This window comes from Mycolicibacterium houstonense, from assembly GCF_900078665.2.
Taxonomy (GTDB): domain Bacteria; phylum Actinomycetota; class Actinomycetes; order Mycobacteriales; family Mycobacteriaceae; genus Mycobacterium; species Mycobacterium houstonense.
In genome coordinates this window covers 358,400-374,607 of record NZ_LT546207.1, presented here as the reverse complement: position 1 = coordinate 374,607, position 16,208 = coordinate 358,400, and the positions used below count along the sequence as shown (strand labels likewise).

Below are 16,208 nucleotides of genomic sequence, written 5' to 3'. Positions count from 1 at the left end.
CGTCATCCCACCGTTTCGGAAGCAGCGGCGCGCGCGGCCAGATTGGCTTCAGCTTCCTTCATCCACACCTCACACGGCCTGGTGGTGTCCAACTCGAACTCGAAGCGGTTCACCATGTCCGGTGTCACGTCCGCCACATCCACATAGAACTGTTCGTACCAGCGCCTCAGCTGGTACACCGGCCCATCCTCTTCGACCAGCAGCGGGTTGTCGATTCGCGTCTTGTTGCGCCAGATCTCGACATCCTGCTCGAAGCCCATCTTGACGAAGTCACCGAGCGCCACCGCCGTCTGCACGGCGAGTTCCTCAGGCATGGCCGCATTCTTCTCGACCACAATGCCGTACTGCAGAACAAAGGAATTGGCGTCGATCGGGTAGTGGCAATTGATCAGGACGGTGCGCTGCTCGAAATCCGCGTAGTGATAGATCAGATCGTCGATCATGAACGAAGGTCCGTGGTATGACGCCAGCGAGGTCGTCCCCAGCAACTTGGCGCCCTCGGGGTCGTCGAGGTCCGGGCGGGCACCACTCTTCATGTACTGGGTCGCGACGTGCCCTTCGAAGATGTTCTTGAAGTGGGTGGGCAGCGAGCCGTGGATGTAAAAGAAATGCGCCATGTCCACGACGTTGTCGATGATCTCGCGGCAGTTGGTGTTGACCACCGTTGTGTACCAGTGCCAATCCGTCCAATTGTCACTGGTGGCGCCTTCGATCCGGGGAATCGTGACGTCCGCCGGCGGCGCCTTGCGCTCGGGGTCATTCCACACGAACAACATGCCGTCCTGTTCCAGGGTGGGCCAGGCAGCCGTGCGGGCGAGCCGCGGTGTGCGCTTGCTGTACGGCACCATCTTGCACCGGCCGTCCCCTCCCCAGCGCCAGTCGTGGAACGGGCAGGCAATCTCGTTACCCTTCACCGTTCCCTGGGACAGGTCGCCACCCATGTGCCTGCAGTACCCGTCGAGCACGTTGATGACGCCGTCCTCCCCCCGGAACACCACCAACTTCTGTCCGAAGGCGTTGACCTGGTGCGGTTCTCCGTCCCCGAAATCACGGATCAGCCCGAGGCAATGCCAGCCGCGGGCGAATCTGGTGGGTACCGAACCGGACTCGATCACTCGAACTTCGTCGGCATCTGAGTGCGTCGTCATGTTGCGGCCCGTCCTTCGATCAATGGGATTCCTCGGCTTGGCCCATTGAACTGCCGCTGCGGGTGCACGGTAACCAGGTGTTCCCGCTCAACAGGACACGAGAAGCAACGATGCCGCTCAGCGACATATCGTCGTCGGTTGTGACCGCCACCAGCCACAAGACCATTCCCGCCGGCCTCACCATTAGCGCCGCCGAAGTAGACCTTCTCGTCATCGGATCCGGTACCGGTTTGGCCGCCGCCTTGGCCGCCCACGAGCAGGGATTGTCGGTGCTCGTCATCGAGAAGTCCTCCTATGTAGGCGGTTCGACGGCACGATCCGGTGGTGCCATCTGGCTGCCGTCCAGCCCGGTGATCGAGGAATGCGGCGGCAACGACCCGGTGCACCGCGCCCGTGCCTATCTGGGATCCGTCGTCTCCGATTCGGCCCCGCGGGAACGTTCCGTGGCGTACCTGGACAACGTGCGGGCGGCGGTGGAAATGTTGAGTCGCACCACGCCGATGAAGTTCTTCTGGGCCAAGGAATACTCCGACTATCACCCCGAGGCGCCTGGAGGTTCGGCAGCCGGGCGCACCTGCGAATGCCGCCCGCTCAACACGTCGATACTGGGTGAATATCTCCCCGACCTGCGGCCGGGCGTGATGGAAGTCAAGATTCCGATGCCGACCACCGGTGCGGACTACCGCTGGCTGAACCTGATGAGCCGGGTACCCCGCAAGGGCCTGCCCACCGTCGTCAAGCGGCTCGCACAGGGCATCGGGGGTCTGGCGCTCGGAAGGCGTTACGCCGCCGGCGGGCAGGCACTGGCGGCAGGATTGTTCGCGGGGGCGATTCGCGCCGGGATCCCGATCTGGCTCAACACGTCACTCACCGAACTGGTCACCGAGGGCGACCGAGTGACCGGGGCGGTCGTCGAACACGGCGAAGAGTCGTTCACAGTCACCGCCCGCCGCGGTGTGGTGCTCGCCGCAGGCGGCTTCGACCACGATATGGACATGCGGTGGAAGTTCCAATCCGAGTCCCTCGGGCGCAATCTCAGCCTGGGCGCGGAATCCAACACCGGGGACGCCATCCGGCTCGGGCAGGACGTCGGTGCCGACATCGCTTCGATGGACCAATCCTGGTGGTTCCCGGCCGTCGCCCCGCTGCCCGGGGCCGCACCCGCGGTGATGCTCGCCGAGCGGTCACTTCCCGGGTCATTCATCGTCGACCAGCACGGTCACCGGTTCGCCAATGAATCGGCGGACTACATGAGCTTCGGGCACCGCATCCTGGATCTCGAAAAAGCCGGTACACCGGTGGAAAGCATGTGGATCGTCTTCGATCAGCAGTACCGCAACAGCTATGTCTTCGCCGCCGAACTGTTTCCCCGCATGCCTATCCCGCAGACTTGGTTCGACGCCGGAATCGCGGTCAAGGCACACGGTTTCGATGAACTGGCGACCAAGATGCATGTTCCGGTCGACGATTTCACGGCAACCGTGACAAGGTTCAACGAAAGTGCTTTCGCCGGAGAGGATCCCGACTTCGAGCGTGGCCGTAGTGCCTATGACCGTTATTACGGCGACCCGACGGTCACACCCAACCCGAACCTGCGGCCGCTGGTCAAAGGCCCGTTCTACGCGGTCAAGATGGTGCTCAGCGACCTCGGTACGTGCGGCGGCCTACGAGCCGACGACCGCGCCCGCGTGCTTCGCGAAGACGGCACCGTCATCGACGGGCTGTATGCGATTGGCAACACCGCCGCAAACGCCTTCGGCCACACCTATCCCGGTGCCGGCGCGACCATCGCACAGGGGCTGGTCTACGGCTACATCGCCGCGCGCGATGCGGCCGGCAGGTAAAACACCGACGATCGAGGGTCAGTCGACGTCTTCGGCGTCGGCTTTCCGCTCGATTTCATACCAATACGCCGGGTCAGGCCACGGGATCTTGGCGCCTTCACCGACTTTCGGGAAGTTGGCCTCCGCCTCATCGAGATCCTTGATCAGCTGCAGAGTGAGTTCCCGCTCGGACGCGTAGTAGCGGACCGCCCAATCCAGCGCGATCTTGGCGTATGCCCACGCTGGGTCCGCCGCGGACCAACGGGCTTCCTTGGCGGCGTCGCGTTGCATCCCGTCGACATAGGCAAGATGCTCCTGGAGCATCTGCTTCAACGTGGCGGGGTCACTGAGGTGGCCCATGGTGACCCGCATGAGTGCCGGGTGCTTCAAAGAGGGAGGATCCGGCGGCGTCTCCCGCGCCCACTGCGTGACGGCGTCGAGGCCGGACTGAGTGATCTTGTACAGACGACGGTTTCGCGTGCCGGTGCCGTCCACCCGCGAAGTCAGATAACCCAGCTTCTCCAGCCTCTTCAGATCGGAGTAGATCTGGCTGAAGGCGGGGCTTCCATGGTAGAAGCGCATGCTCCAGCCCAGCCATTTGCGGATGTCGTAGCCGGAGAGTTCTTGCTCATAAGACAGCAACCCGAGCAGCGCCCAGCTGTTCGCGGCCAGCACCGGCTTGGCTGTCTGCTCGGGTTCTTCCATGGAACAAGGGTAACAATCGAGGTCACGGCGCTTCTCCGGCCGAACCACTGACCGGGAGACCCCGTTGCCCAGGACCTATGTCTCGCCGATTCTTGGTGCAGAGACCGCACGACGGACGACCACACGAGGGATGGAGACCGATGGGCCTGGAGCACGCCGCGACCGCTCACACCACGACGCATCCGCGACCAGGACCAAAAGACATGCGCGCAGTGCTCGGGCACTTCTGCACCGGAATAGCCGTCATCACCGGTCACGACGGACAACGGCCGGTGGGCTTCACCTGTCAGTCGGTCACCTCGGTGTCGCTGGATCCGCCCTACGTGTCGTTCTGTCCGTCCCGCGGCTCGTCGACCTGGCCGTTGATACGGGCCGCCGGCCGGATGTGCATCAACATCCTGGCCGACGACCAGGAAACGGTTTGTGCACAGTTCGCCCGTAGCGGCGGGGACAAGTTCGCCGGAATCTCCTGGAGTCCGGCGGCGAACGGAGCCCCGCGATTGCACGGGACACTGGCCACCATCGAGGCCGACCTGGAATTCGAGCACGCTGCGGGCGACCACACCATCGCCGTCGTCCACGTGACCGGATTGACGGCCCACAGCGGCAAGCCATTGCTGTTCTACCGCGGCGATTACGGTGGCTTTGCCCACCGGCGGCTCGATCCGATCCCGGGGTGACGCCGTGCCCGTGGACAGCGAAACCGATATCCCAGAGGCGCTTTACGCCTCCCTCACCGATTCCGTTCGCCGACTTGTCGATGCCACTATCCGGAGTCGAGCCGACCTCGCCACCCTCACGTCCGCCAAGGCCAAGATCGACGCGGCTGCCGACGAACTCAGCCACTCGTTGATGCCCGGCTCCTTCGGTGTCCAACCAGCCGAAGATGGGCAATCCCGTGTGTGGGGCAACGCGGTGATCGGACTACGCAACGCACTGGCTCCCCCGCTGCTGATCCACCATGAACCCGACGGGCGCGTCTGGGCCGACGTGACGCTCGGGGCGGCCTACGAAGGACCCGCCGGTCACGTACACGGCGGAATCTGCGCCCTTCTTCTCGACCACGTTCTCGGGGCTACCGCACACAAACCGGGCCGGCCGGCGGTGACCGGGACGCTGACGCTTCGCTACGAAGCCGGAACCCGGCTGGGACCGGTACGGGCCGAAGCGCACATCGACCGGATAGATGGCGTGAAGACCTTCGCCGTGGGCCACCTCGCGACCGCGGACGGGATCACGGTGCGCGCAGAAGGTGTCTTCTTTCATCCACGTGCATCTCCTCGGGATGCGTGACCACCGGACACGCGAGAGGGCCTGAGCCCGGGGAAGCCGGGCTCAGGCCTGTCAGCACAGCTCCCCAGGTGGGAGCCGTCTCTCGGGGCCACTTCCCTGACGGAAGGGCCGATCTCCTACGGACGAGACCGGACCGGTGTCGGCCCGACAGGGTTCATCAGCTGTCCGAATCGGACGACGCCTTGGCCGAAACCTTGGCCGACGGCTTATCGGAATCGGCGGCCTCACGCGAAGCGCTCGGGGCGCCCACGCTCTCGGACACCTTCTTGGCGGCCTCGGTGATACCGCTGACCGAGGACTTCACCGTCGACCGGAGCTGATCGGTGGCGTCCGCGACGGTTTGACGAACCCGCTCGCCTGCGTTCTTGGCCTCGGCGAAGGCCTTGCTGGGCTTGACCAGATTGCCGCCGGTCAGGTCGGTGGCACCGTTGCCACGAACCGTGGCAGTGACCTTCTCGGTCACACGGGTCCGGTCGAGCTCTGCCGAATCCAGCGCTTCCTTCGAGTCGTCCACCACGGTGCCGAGCGGCTTGAGCATCTCCGTGGCCGGCTTGCTGTCCGGCACGATGCGCTCGAACGTGTTCGACACCTGCTCCTTGACCTCCTCGGCCGGATCGGACTCCGGATCGCGGAGCTGATCGATGGCCAAGGCGGCGCGCTCGATCACCTCCGCCCCGATCGCGCGGTTGAACTTGGCGAACGAGAACGAGGCGTCGGCCACGCCGCGGTTGATCGCCGTGGCGATCGTGGACACGTCACCGGTGGCGAACGCGTCGGTGACCTGCTTCATCGCGGCCTCGAGCTGTCGGCTGAGGGTGCGGATCTGCAGCCCGACCTCATGTTCGAAGGACGGCTCCGGGCTGAAACGCTGGCCGTTCCAGTCCACCAGCACCCAGCCGTCTTCCGGGTTGCCCTCGACCACAACGTAATCGGTGTTGCCCAGCGCATGGTGGCTCAGTAGTTCGATCTTCTGCGCCGTGCTGAGGTTCTCCGCGTTCATCATCGTCCAGAACATGATGGTGCCGCCATGCGAGAACACGATGACGTTGCGGTCGCCCTTGTCGTACATGGTCTTGAGTGCACCGTCCACACGGGCATCGAACTCATGCCCGTTGACGGACCCCGGGATCCGCTGATCGAGCTGGCCGGCGAACGCCCAGGCGATCGGGGCCTTGAGGTAGCCACCGAGTGCGCCACTCTCCGGTGTGCCCTCGTAGTCACCCGCCTCGATCTCCTGCAGCCCGGGCAGCACCTGGACCGGAAGCCCGAGGTATGCCGACATCGGCATCGCGGTCTGCTGGGTACGGATCATCTGCGACGCGTAGATGGCGTCGTAGTTGTTGTCGCCCAGCCTGTCGACCACGTCCCGGGATTGCTGCTGCCCCAGATCGGTGAGCACCGGACCCGGCGTCGACGTGTCGATCACTCCCGAGGTATTTCCGGCCGACTGACCATGCCGCACCCAGGTGACCCTCATGTTCTCGGCGGCCCAGGCGGGCAGCACCGACATCACGAAAAAGCCCATGGCAGTCAGCACGACGCCGAGGCCCTTCCATGTCGTTCGCCGACGGCGACGCACGCCGGGTACGCCTCCGTCGTCGAACTCGCTACTTCGTTCCATTTCCTCTCCATCTATCAGGTGGTCGAGCACTCCTTCTGAGGGCTCGGATTCCGTTGCTGTGGAGTTCATTCCGGCGACTCTCGCCCGATAGCGCCCCGATGTGTCGGGGGCCTCACCGCATCGCGTCATGTGATCGTGCGCACTGGAATCGGATCCGGCTGGAGCAGTCTCGCTCAGCGGTACAAAATTGCGCAGCGTGGTATGGCGGGGGTGGAGTATCGAGAAATGACCGCCGATCCTGCCGGGCCAGAACGAAACGATTGGCACCTCGACCCCGAGATCGCCGCGCTGTTGCCGGCACTGAACACCGGGTTCCCCGCCGTCGAGACGATGACCGGGGCTGAGGCGAGGGCCGCCGTGCGGGCGCGATACCGGCCACCGCAGCAGCCACAACCGATCGGGGCGGTCGAGAACCGGGTGATTCCCGGCGACGTACCGGTGCGGATCTACTGGCCGGCATCGCCTTCGGGCGGCGCGGTTGCCGGGCGAGAACAGCCGATCGTGGTGTTCGCGCACGGCGGCGGATTCGTGTTCTGCGATCTGAACACGCACGACGACCTGTGCCGGTCATTGAGCAACGGCGTTGGCGCGGTGGTGATCTCGGTCGACTACCGGCTCGCACCCGAATCGCGCTGGCCCGCCGCGGCCGAGGACACCTACACCGCGCTGTGCTGGGCCGCGGCGTCGGCCGCCGGCCTCGGCGGTGATGCGTCCCGGATCGTCGTGGCGGGTGACAGCGCCGGCGGCAACCTCGCGACGGTGACGGCGCTGCTCGCCCGCGACCGCTCAGGACCGGCGATCGCCGGCCAGGTGCTGTTGTATCCGGTGATCGCAGCCGATTTCGACACCCAGTCGTACCGCGAGTTCGCGACGGGGTACTACAACACCCGCGCCGCCATGGCCTGGTACTGGGATCAGTACATCCCCGATGCCACCGACCGCAGCCATCCGCACGCCGCGCCGCGCCACGCCGCGCTGGCCGGGCTGCCACCGGCGGTGGTGGTGACCGCAGGATTCGACCCGCTTCGATCCGAGGGCGACGCATATGCCGAAGCGCTTGCTGCCGAAGCGGTTCCGGTGGCGCACCGCTGTTACCAGGGTGCGATCCACGGGTTCATGACCATGCCGGTGCTGAAACTGGCCGGTGCGGCCACGCGGCAGGTGTGTGACGACATCCGCGCGATGCTGGCCTCCGACGGCTGACCGATCCCTGTCTCGGAGGCCGGCGCCCGAAGCAGCCGGCCCCCGCAGGGACCGCTACGCGGTCAGATCCTGGTGGATGTCGAAGCCCTTGTATCCGGCTGCGGCGACATCGGCGATGATCTCGCCGTACACACCGAAGCCACCGACGAACGGCATGAACACCCGCGGTTTGCCCGGGATGTTCGCCCCGAGGTACCACGAATTCGCTTGCGGCATCAGGGTCCCGGCCGCGCGGCGAGTGCATTCCTGCACCCACTCGGCCGCGGCGTCGGCCCGTGCCTCGATCGCCGGAGCGCCCTGGGCGTCGAGGTATTCGATCGCGTCGGCCACCCAGTTCAGGTGCAACTCCGAATGCAGGACCATGTTCGCCAGCACCGAAGGGGCACCCGGGCCCGCGATGTTGAACAGATTGGGGAAGCCCGGCACGCCGAGTCCGAGGTAGGTGATGGGCCCCTCGGCCCATGCCTCGTTGAGGGTGCGGCCGTCCCGGCCCACCACGTTGAGCTTCTGGACCGATCCGGTCATCGCGTCGAACCCGGTGGCCAGCACCAATGCGTCGACGTCGTAATGCGCTTCGGTGGTGTCGATTCCGGTCGGGTCGATCCGCTCGATCGGCGTCGCCCGCAAGTTGACCAACGACACGTTGTCCCGGTTGAAGGTCTGGAAGTAGTTGTCGTCGGTGCAGATTCGCTTGGCGCCGATCGGATGGTCCTTCGGGATCAGCACCTCGGCCACGGCGGGATCGTCGATCACCGCCCGCACCTTCTCCTCCCAGAACAACCTGGCGGTGTCGTTGGCCTCGATGGTGAGCAGCTGATCCGGGAAGGCCTTGGAAAACAGCACCCCGCCCAGTTCCCAGCGCCGCTCGTAGGTCTGCCGCAGTTCCTCCGGCGAGACCTCGAGGGCCGATTTGGGATGCGGCTGATGTGGGGATCCACCCCCGCTGAGCATCGAGAGCCGGCGCCGCTCGGCGTAGCCGGCCTTCTGCGCCGCCCGGGTCTCGTCGTCGAGCGGCACGTTGCCGGCAGGCACGCTGTAGTTCGGTGTGCGCTGGAAGACGTAGAGCTGGGCGGCTTCCTTGGCGATGTACGGAATCGCCTGGATGCCAGAGGATCCGGTGCCGATCACCCCGACGCGCTTACCGGTGAAGTCGACGCCCTCGTGCGGCCAGTGCGCGGTGTGGTAGACCTCTCCGGCGAAGGAATCGAGCCCCTCGATCGCCGGGATGTTCGCGTTGGACAGCGGCCCGACGGCCAGGATGCAGAACCGAGCGGACACCACATCGCCACGGTCGGTGCGCACCTCCCAGCGCAGGGTCTTCTCGTCGAGCACCATGTCGGTCACCCGGGTCTCGAACGAGATGTCGCGATGGAGATCGAATCGGTCCGCCACATGGTTGAGGTAGGCCAGGATCTCCGGCTGGGTGGCGTACTTCTCGGTCCAGTTCCACTCCTGCTGCAAGTCCTCGTCGAACGAGTAGGAGTAGTCGACGCTCTCGACGTCGCAGCGGGCGCCCGGGTAGCGGTTCCAGTACCAGACCCCGCCCACGCCGTCGGCCGCCTCGAAGACGCGCACCGACAGGCCCTGCTTGCGAAGGCGGTGCAATGCGTACAGTCCGGCGAAACCGGCTCCCACCACGACGACATCCACCGCGGCTGAGGTTTTTTCGGCGGTGCCCGACGGAGCTGGCTGCGCTGTCACTATCGTTGCCTTTCGCTTCATGTTCGGCTTGTCACGTTACGAACGAGCATCTACGGCGGACACCGGTTGTCCCACTCACCGGTACGCGGGCCACGACCGCCCCGGCAAAACGGTGAGATATGACGTGACGTCGCTGGTCGAGCGGCATCCCCGAGGCACTGCCGCAGCCACTCCCATGGGGTGAGACTGATAAGCGTGACCCAGACGGAGCGTGGTTGCGTGCTCGCACCGGCGGCGCTGCGGCCACCGCCGGCAGTGCTTCAGCCAGGAGTCACCTTGAAAGGAAGTTGTTGCAATGCAGGCAGATTCGAACTCATTGTCAGATGTGGTGGCGATCGTGACCGGCGGCGCCCGGGGCCTGGGCGCATCCTTCGCGCGGCACATCGTGACGCGTGGTGGCAAGGTCGTCATCGGTGACGTCCTGGACGAGGATGGGGCCGAGCTGGCGACCGAGCTGGGCGACCACGCCCGATTCGTCCATCTCGACGTGACCGATCCGGCACAGTGGCAGGCCGCGGTCGAGCTGACCCAGACCGAGTTCGGCAGCCTCACCGGTCTGGTGAACAACGCAGGCATCTCCACCGGCCAGTTCATCGAACACGAGCCGCTGGACCACTTCCGCACCGTGCTCGAGGTGAACCTGGTCGGTGTCTTCAACGGCGTGCAGGCGGTCATCGCGCCGATGCGCGCCGCGGGCGGCGGCTCGATCGTTAACATCTCCTCGGCCGCCGGCCTCATGGGCCTGGCGCTGACCGCCGGCTACGGCGCGTCGAAGTGGGGCGTACGCGGGCTGAGCAAGATCGCCGCGGTGGAGCTGGCCCCCGATCGCATCCGGGTGAACTCCGTGCATCCCGGGATGACCTACACGCCGATGACGGCCCAGATCGGCATCCAACAGGGTGAGGGCAACTACCCCAACACGCCGATGGGCCGCGTCGGCGAGGCCGACGAGATCTCCGGCGCGGTCGGTTATCTGCTGTCGAATGCCTCGACCTACGTCACCGGGGCCGAGATCGCCGTCGACGGCGGCTGGACGGCCGGGCCTACCGTGAAATACGTGATGGGGCAATGACAATGATCGAAACCGACAAGCAGGAAGGTATATCGTGAAGCGACTTGAGGGCCGCCGGATCCTGGTGACCGGCGCCGGTTCGGGTATCGGGGCGGCCACCGCACGCAGACTGCTCGACGAGGGCGCAGCAGTGGTCGGTGCCGACATCTCCGCCGAGGGCCTGGAGGCCACCGGGCAGGCCGCGCAGCAGGCCGGCACCGCCGATCGATTCACCGCTGCGCGGATGGACATCGGCGACGAGGCATCGGTGGTCGAGGGCGTCCGCACTGCCGTCGCGGCGCTCGGCGGCCTCGATTCGGTGGTCAACGCCGCGGGAATGCTCCGCGCCGTACACACCCACGAGATGAGTCTGCAGGAGTGGAACCAGATCATCGGCGTCAACCTCACCGGGACTTTCCTGGTGATCCGCGAGACGCTGCCCGCGCTGCTGAAGAATCCGCAGAGCGTGATCGTGAACTTCAGCTCCACCTCGGCCGCGTTCGCCCACCCGTACATGGCGGCCTACGCCGCCAGCAAGGGCGGCATCCAGGCCATGACCCATGCCCTGGCCCTCGAGTACGGCAAGCAGGGGCTGCGGGCGGTCAGCGTGGCACCGGGCAGCATCAAGTCCGGGATCACCGACGCCACACCGGGACTGCTCCCCGCCGATGTCGACTGGTCGTTGTTCACCAAGTTGGCCCCGATCGTGGCGACCGACCTGAGCAACGGCGCGTCCGGAATGGCGGACCCCGCCACCGTCGCCGGGGTGATCGCGATGCTGGTCTCGGACGACGGCGCGTTCATCAGTGGCACCGAGATCCGTATCGACGGCGGAACCCACGCCTAGTCACGCGGAACGACTGTGGGCGGCGCTGATCTCGGCGCCGCCCACAGTCGTCTGTCCGGGAACCTCGGGCACCCGTCCCGCTACGGGGAGACCGCCTTCGATTCGGCGACCACGGCCGCCAGGCCGACATGGGCATCCCGCCACAGCCGCTGCACCGGGCTGGTCCGACGCAGCGCGTCGACGCCTGAGTTACCGACGATCTCGTCGATCGCCCGCACGGCCCGGCGGGCCGCCGCGATCTGGTCGCGGCGCGCACGAGCCCGCATGCCTGCGTCGATCGGCCCGTCCAGGACCTGGTTGAACGAAGCCGTCAGTGTGTCGAGCAGCGCCAGCCGTGAGGCCCGGATCTCAGCGGCCGCCTGCTCGGCGACCGGCCCCTCGGGGTCGGCCGTCTGAGTGTGGTGGGCCAGCGCGCCCTCGGCCATGCCGATCACCGCGGCGGTGATGCCCAGCGGGGCGATCGTGCTGAGCGGAATGTGGTAGATCGGGTTGCGCAGTCCGGCACGGCCGGCCTGCGTCCCGTCGACGATGCTGTTGTGGTTGAGCAACCGGTGCCCGGGGACGAACACGTCGTCGATGGCGATGCTCTTGCTGCCGGTGCCGATCAGTCCGATCGCGTCCCAGGATTCCTCGATGACGAGCAGATCTGCCCGCGGCACAAGCGAATATCCCAGGCCCTCGGTGCCGCCGGAGCCCACCACCCGCGCGCCGACGACGGCCCACGCGCAGTGGTCGATGGCCGCGACGGCGCGCCATTCACCGGAGAGCCGGTAGCCGCCGTCGACGGGTAGGAGCACACCTGACGGGGGGTGCGCCGAGGCGATCCAGACGTCAGGGTCGGCCTCCCACACCTCGTCGCGCAGCCGCCGGTCGGCGGAGGCCAGGGCCCAGGGCGGGACGCCGACCGAACCGGCGACCCAGCCCGTCGATCCGTCGAGCCGGGCGATCTCGAGCACGGCTTCGGCGAAGTCGCCGGGATGGGTCTCGATACCGCCGAACTCCTCGGGCTGCAGCATGTGCATCACCCCGGTCTCGCGCAGCGCCTCGACCGTGCGGTCGTCGAGTCGACCGAGCGCCTCGTTGACCGGCCCCAGCGCCCGTATCCGATCGGCATTGTCGTCGATGCCGTCCAGGACATCTCTGGTCATTTCAACACCACGCATCCAAAAACTCCCTCGTCGCCCGCGTCGCGTGCTGACATCTATGGTCAAGCAGACCTCGAGTGAGTTGCGGCACGATCTCGCTCAGTGGGATGGTGAATCACTCAGTTGTCCGACGTCCGAGGGGGCACAGTGTCGAGCTCCGCCAGCAAAGTAACCGCACATGCCGAGCCACGTGATGCCGCCGTGTCGATGGTCGATCGCGTCGCGCTGATCCTCAACGCCTTCGACGAGCCGGGCAAGCACCTGAGGCTGGACCAGATCGCCAGCCGCACCGAGCTGCCGCGGTCCTCCACGCATCGGATCCTCAAGCAGTTGCACAGCGCCGGGCTGCTGCAACACCGGCGCGACGGCTACACCCTGGCGGCGTCGCCGCTGCCGGTGACCAGGATGGTCGACCACTCGCAGTTGCGCGGCGTGGCCTCGCCGACGTTGTCCCGCCTGCACGCCGACACCGGGCTGGTGGTCCAGCTCGGGGTGCTGTTCGGCGGAGATGTGATCTACCTGGACAAGGTGGCCGGCCGCAACAGCGCCATCGTCCCCACCCGCGTCGCAGGCCAGTCCCCGGCCCACGCCAGCGCGCTCGGGAAGACGATGCTGGCCCAGCTCCCCGCCGAGGAGGTGGACGCCGTGCTGGGCCCACGGCTGACCCGGTGCACCCGCTCCACCATCAGCGATCTTCCGACCCTGCACCGCGAACTCGCGCGGATCCGTTCCCGGCACGGGCTGGCCTACGACAACGAGGAATTGACGATCGGGCTGACCAGCGTCGCGGCCCCGCTGCGTTCGGCCGACGGTGAGGTGGCGGGCCTTTCGCTGACCGGCGCCGTCCCGTTGCACCGACTGCAGCGAACCGCCCCGTTCGTCATCCGCGCCGCCCGCCACATCTCGCAGCAACTCGGCGCCGAGCGCGATGCCACATCGGCCGCGACCCCGTCGCAGGTGACCGACAACCTGTTGTCACGCGTACTGCGCACCCTCACGTCCGACGCGTGGGTGTGACGGACTACCAGAGGATGTCGTCGACCTCCATGCCGAACGAATAGCGCCCGACGAGCGCCAGCACCTGGTCCACATTGCTGGCCACATGGGTCTGCGCGGTCTGGACATCCCGCCAGACCCGCTCCACCACAGCGTCCTCGGCATCCCGCCCATCCGAGTGCGCCATGAACGTCCGGATCGCCCCGACCGCACGTTCGGAGGCCAGCACCTGGTCCCGGCGCGATCGCAGCACGCGGTCGTTACCCGGGGTCACCCCGGCGCGCACACACTCCATGAGCTCATCGAGGTTGCGTTCGATCTGCCGGACCGACAGCTCGAGATCGCCGATCGCCATGGCGACCGGATCGAGTGACGAGCCGACCCGGGGCTGCAGCGCGGCGCGGATGTTCTCCGCCGCGCCGAGCAGCGGCACCGTGCCGGTGTGGGTGTACATCGTCGGTTGCGGCAACCGGTACAGCGGGGGCAGCGTGCCCAGTTGATCACCGCTTACCCAGCCGAACGTGCGGTAACGCGGTACCACCGCGCCCGACACGACGACGTCGTGGGCGCCGATACCGCGCAATCCCACGCTGTTCCAACTCGATTCCACGACGTAGTCGTCGCTCGGCACCAGGGCCACCAGGAAGTCCTGAGCCGCGCCGTCGTCGCCGACGAGGACTGCGGCCGCCATCAACCACGACGCATGATGGATCCCGGTGCACCGGCTCCACCGGCCGGACAACCGGAACGCGTCACCGGCCCGCTCGAGCCGGCCGGTCGGGGCATAGGACTCACACAGCAGGGTCCGCGGATCATCACCCCACACGTCGTGTTGCGCCTGCTCGTCGAACAGCGACAGGTGCCAGGTGTTGACGCCCAGCCAGCCGGCCAGCCAGCCCGTGGAGGTACACGCGGCCGACAGCTCGCGGGTGACCGCCAGGTACTGCGCCGGATCGGCCTCCACGCCACCGAACGTCTTGGGCCGCAGCATCGCAAAGAAACCCGCATCATGCAGGCCCGCGATCACCGACGGGTCGACGGCGCCGTTGCGGTCGACATCGGCTGCGGCGTCGGCGATCGCCGGCAGTGCCTCACGCGCCGCGGCGCGCACACTCTGCGTCATCAGTGCCGCCCTATCCTGCCCGTCGGGTATGTCACCATCGTGAATACCATCCGTCGCTCCTCCCAGGAGGTCATATGGCCGAGTCCGAGGCANACGAGGGTCCCGGCGCCTACTGAGTCCGCCCGGGCGGACAGCTCGGCCAGGGCCTGCGGCACCCGATCGGCGATACCGTACGGGTCCGGCACCTGGTCGCCGCAGGTGAGCACGCAGATCGCCATCTCGTCGCGGTAGCTCCACCCGGTGAAGTTCAACCCCATCGGGAACACGATCGGGCCCGACGAGATCAGCTGCTCGATCGGCGCGCCACCCCAGTACAGCGTGCGCTGCGGGCCACGCATGTTCGAGGCGATGAGGCTGAACATCGGCCGGCGCTTGAACTTGGCACCGAGAATCGGAAGCACCCGCGAGTACAACCAGAACAGCGGCCAGTACTCCATCCAGTCGTGCTGCAGCCAGGCGTCCCGTTCGGCCTGAACCTCGCGCGCGGTACGGGTCGCCGATGCGATCGCCGCCAATCGCTCCACCGGATCGGCGATGTGCGTCGCGAGGTCGACGTTCCACCGGGCCACCTTGTTGCCCCACTCCGCCTCGGTTTCGGCCGGGCGCATCGACACGGGCACCACCGCGGTCATGCTCTCGTCGCTGAGTTGGCCCTTCTCGGCCAGGTATTCGCGCAGTGCTCCGGCGCAAATGCTCAGGAAGACGTCGTTGATCGTGACCCCGAACGCCTTGGACACCCGCTTGATCTCGGTGACGTCGCAACGCCGGTAGGCGAACCGGCGGCTGGCCGAGAACGGCTCGTTGAACGCCATGGCGGGGGCGGCGAAAGCCTCGGCGTATCCGGGCTTTCCGGCCTTCTGCCGGCGCCGGATCACGCCGGTGACCGCCACCGTGCGGGCGACGATGCTCGGGAAACGGGCCAGCGCGGTGAGCTGGTGGCGCAGCACCAGCGGCCACCAGATCCACGGTGCCGGTCGCCGTTCGTTGAGCAGCGCCGTCGGCCGCGGCCGCGGCAGCGGTGCCTCCTGGTCCGTGCTGTACAGCGTTTCCAGTAGCCGCAGCGAGGCGGTGCCGTCGGCCACGGCGTGGTGGATCTTGAGCACCAGCGCCACGCGGCCGCCGGCGAGGCCCTCGACGTACCAGAGCTGCCAGGCCGGCCGGTCGCGGTCCAGACCCACCTCGAAGATCTCGCCGATGGTCGCGGCCAGCTCCTCGTCGCCGCCCGGCGCGGGAGCCGTGGTCCGCTGGACGTGGTGGTCGATGTCGATCTGCGGGCGCGAGATCCACCACGGCCGGCCGAATCCCACGCGCGGCGAGAGCAGTTGCCACTGCAGTGGTTCGACCTGATCGACCCAGCCCTGGACGGCCGTCTTGAGCCGGTCGAAGGTGAGCGGTTCGCAGACCTGATCGGGATCCAGGACCACGGCCTTGATCGTGTGTTGCGGTTGCACCGGGCTTTCCCATGCGAGGAAGCTGTTGTCCTCACCTTTCAAACGCCGCATTCTCACCTCGCTTGTCCGGCCGCCGATACGGCACGTGTTGTGGCTGCCAT

At 66.8% G+C, this 16,208-nt stretch carries 14 protein-coding genes; 7 read left to right on the top strand and 7 right to left on the bottom strand.

The genetic code is table 11. From position 1 onward, the window contains the following. Positions 1-2: 2 nt before the first annotated feature. Positions 3-1,148, bottom strand: coding sequence for a 3-ketosteroid-9-alpha-monooxygenase, oxygenase component (locus tag BN4332_RS01945; RefSeq protein WP_066896844.1), 1,146 nt, complete (start codon positions 1,146-1,148; stop codon positions 3-5). A gap of 110 nt (positions 1,149-1,258) precedes the next feature. On the opposite strand from BN4332_RS01945, the gene BN4332_RS01940 reads away from it, so the two are divergent. Next, on the top strand, positions 1,259-2,992 hold the full coding sequence (locus BN4332_RS01940) for a 3-ketosteroid-delta-1-dehydrogenase (RefSeq protein ID WP_066896842.1): 1,734 nt from the start codon (positions 1,259-1,261) through the stop codon (positions 2,990-2,992). Between the two features lie 18 nt (positions 2,993-3,010). Here the strand turns inward: BN4332_RS01940 and BN4332_RS01935 are convergent, their stop codons facing one another. After that, positions 3,011-3,676 (bottom strand): PadR family transcriptional regulator, encoded by a 666-nt coding sequence (locus BN4332_RS01935; protein ID WP_066896840.1) that lies wholly within the window; start codon positions 3,674-3,676, stop codon positions 3,011-3,013. A 203-nt stretch (positions 3,677-3,879) separates the two neighbouring features. Here BN4332_RS01935 and BN4332_RS01930 point away from each other — a divergent pair, with 203 nt between their 5' ends. Both BN4332_RS01930 and BN4332_RS01925 read left to right on the top strand, forming a co-directional pair. Beyond that, positions 3,880-4,356, top strand: a complete 477-nt coding sequence (locus BN4332_RS01930) for a flavin reductase family protein (RefSeq protein ID WP_066896838.1) — start codon at positions 3,880-3,882, stop codon at positions 4,354-4,356. Between the two features lie 4 nt (positions 4,357-4,360). Further along, positions 4,361-4,969: a PaaI family thioesterase gene (locus tag BN4332_RS01925; protein ID WP_066896951.1), complete on the top strand. Its 609-nt coding sequence runs from the start codon at positions 4,361-4,363 to the stop codon at positions 4,967-4,969. A 157-nt stretch (positions 4,970-5,126) separates the two neighbouring features. Here BN4332_RS01925 and BN4332_RS01920 read toward each other — a convergent pair whose 3' ends face one another. Then, positions 5,127-6,590 (bottom strand): histidine phosphatase family protein, encoded by a 1,464-nt coding sequence (locus BN4332_RS01920; RefSeq protein ID WP_084459143.1) that lies wholly within the window; start codon positions 6,588-6,590, stop codon positions 5,127-5,129. A gap of 225 nt (positions 6,591-6,815) precedes the next feature. On the opposite strand from BN4332_RS01920, the gene lipP1 reads away from it, so the two are divergent. Then, positions 6,816-7,793 carry a LipP1 family hormone-sensitive lipase gene (gene lipP1 / locus BN4332_RS01915; protein WP_066896836.1) on the top strand — a complete coding sequence of 326 codons (978 nt, stop codon included), beginning with the start codon at positions 6,816-6,818 and terminating at the stop codon, positions 7,791-7,793. A 54-nt stretch (positions 7,794-7,847) separates the two neighbouring features. Here the strand turns inward: lipP1 and BN4332_RS01910 are convergent, their stop codons facing one another. Then, positions 7,848-9,494, bottom strand: coding sequence for a flavin-containing monooxygenase (locus tag BN4332_RS01910; protein WP_235653998.1), 1,647 nt, complete (start codon positions 9,492-9,494; stop codon positions 7,848-7,850). Between the two features lie 295 nt (positions 9,495-9,789). On the opposite strand from BN4332_RS01910, the gene BN4332_RS01905 reads away from it, so the two are divergent. Together BN4332_RS01905 and BN4332_RS01900 are read left to right on the top strand one after the other, a co-directional pair. Further along, entirely contained in the window at positions 9,790-10,566 is a 777-nt protein-coding gene (locus BN4332_RS01905; protein ID WP_066896832.1) for an SDR family oxidoreductase, read from the top strand. A gap of 34 nt (positions 10,567-10,600) precedes the next feature. After that, positions 10,601-11,392, top strand: a complete 792-nt coding sequence (locus tag BN4332_RS01900) for an SDR family NAD(P)-dependent oxidoreductase (protein ID WP_066896830.1) — start codon at positions 10,601-10,603, stop codon at positions 11,390-11,392. A gap of 80 nt (positions 11,393-11,472) precedes the next feature. Here the strand turns inward: BN4332_RS01900 and BN4332_RS01895 are convergent, their stop codons facing one another. After that, a complete protein-coding gene (locus BN4332_RS01895; RefSeq protein WP_066896828.1) occupies positions 11,473-12,540 on the bottom strand; it encodes an acyl-CoA dehydrogenase family protein in 1,068 nt (355 codons plus the stop codon). A 204-nt stretch (positions 12,541-12,744) separates the two neighbouring features. Here BN4332_RS01895 and BN4332_RS01890 point away from each other — a divergent pair, with 204 nt between their 5' ends. Next, positions 12,745-13,554 carry an IclR family transcriptional regulator gene (locus BN4332_RS01890; RefSeq protein ID WP_066896947.1) on the top strand — a complete coding sequence of 270 codons (810 nt, stop codon included), beginning with the start codon at positions 12,745-12,747 and terminating at the stop codon, positions 13,552-13,554. A gap of 4 nt (positions 13,555-13,558) precedes the next feature. Here the strand turns inward: BN4332_RS01890 and BN4332_RS01885 are convergent, their stop codons facing one another. Both BN4332_RS01885 and BN4332_RS01880 read right to left on the bottom strand, forming a co-directional pair. Beyond that, on the bottom strand, positions 13,559-14,656 hold the full coding sequence (locus BN4332_RS01885) for an acyl-CoA dehydrogenase family protein (RefSeq protein ID WP_066896826.1): 1,098 nt from the start codon (positions 14,654-14,656) through the stop codon (positions 13,559-13,561). Next, positions 14,656-16,158: a wax ester/triacylglycerol synthase family O-acyltransferase gene (locus tag BN4332_RS01880; protein WP_235653997.1), complete on the bottom strand. Its 1,503-nt coding sequence runs from the start codon at positions 16,156-16,158 to the stop codon at positions 14,656-14,658. Before BN4332_RS01880 ends, BN4332_RS01885 begins: the two co-directional genes overlap by 1 nt. Positions 16,159-16,208 lie beyond the last annotated feature (50 nt).

Coding starts and splice junctions, on each gene's coding strand:
- BN4332_RS01935 (WP_066896840.1), bottom strand. CDS start 3,676: ATGGAAGAACCCGAGCAGACAGCCAAGCCGGTGCTGGCCGCGAACAGC.
- BN4332_RS01920 (WP_084459143.1), bottom strand. CDS start 6,590: ATGGAACGAAGTAGCGAGTTCGACGACGGAGGCGTACCCGGCGTGCGT.
- BN4332_RS01885 (WP_066896826.1), bottom strand. CDS start 14,656: ATGACGCAGAGTGTGCGCGCCGCGGCGCGTGAGGCACTGCCGGCGATC.
- BN4332_RS01905 (WP_066896832.1), top strand. CDS start 9,790: ATGCAGGCAGATTCGAACTCATTGTCAGATGTGGTGGCGATCGTGACC.
- BN4332_RS01895 (WP_066896828.1), bottom strand. CDS start 12,540: ATGACCAGAGATGTCCTGGACGGCATCGACGACAATGCCGATCGGATA.
- BN4332_RS01940 (WP_066896842.1), top strand. CDS start 1,259: ATGCCGCTCAGCGACATATCGTCGTCGGTTGTGACCGCCACCAGCCAC.
- BN4332_RS01930 (WP_066896838.1), top strand. CDS start 3,880: ATGCGCGCAGTGCTCGGGCACTTCTGCACCGGAATAGCCGTCATCACC.
- BN4332_RS01890 (WP_066896947.1), top strand. CDS start 12,745: ATGGTCGATCGCGTCGCGCTGATCCTCAACGCCTTCGACGAGCCGGGC.
- lipP1 (WP_066896836.1), top strand. CDS start 6,816: ATGACCGCCGATCCTGCCGGGCCAGAACGAAACGATTGGCACCTCGAC.
- BN4332_RS01945 (WP_066896844.1), bottom strand. CDS start 1,148: ATGACGACGCACTCAGATGCCGACGAAGTTCGAGTGATCGAGTCCGGT.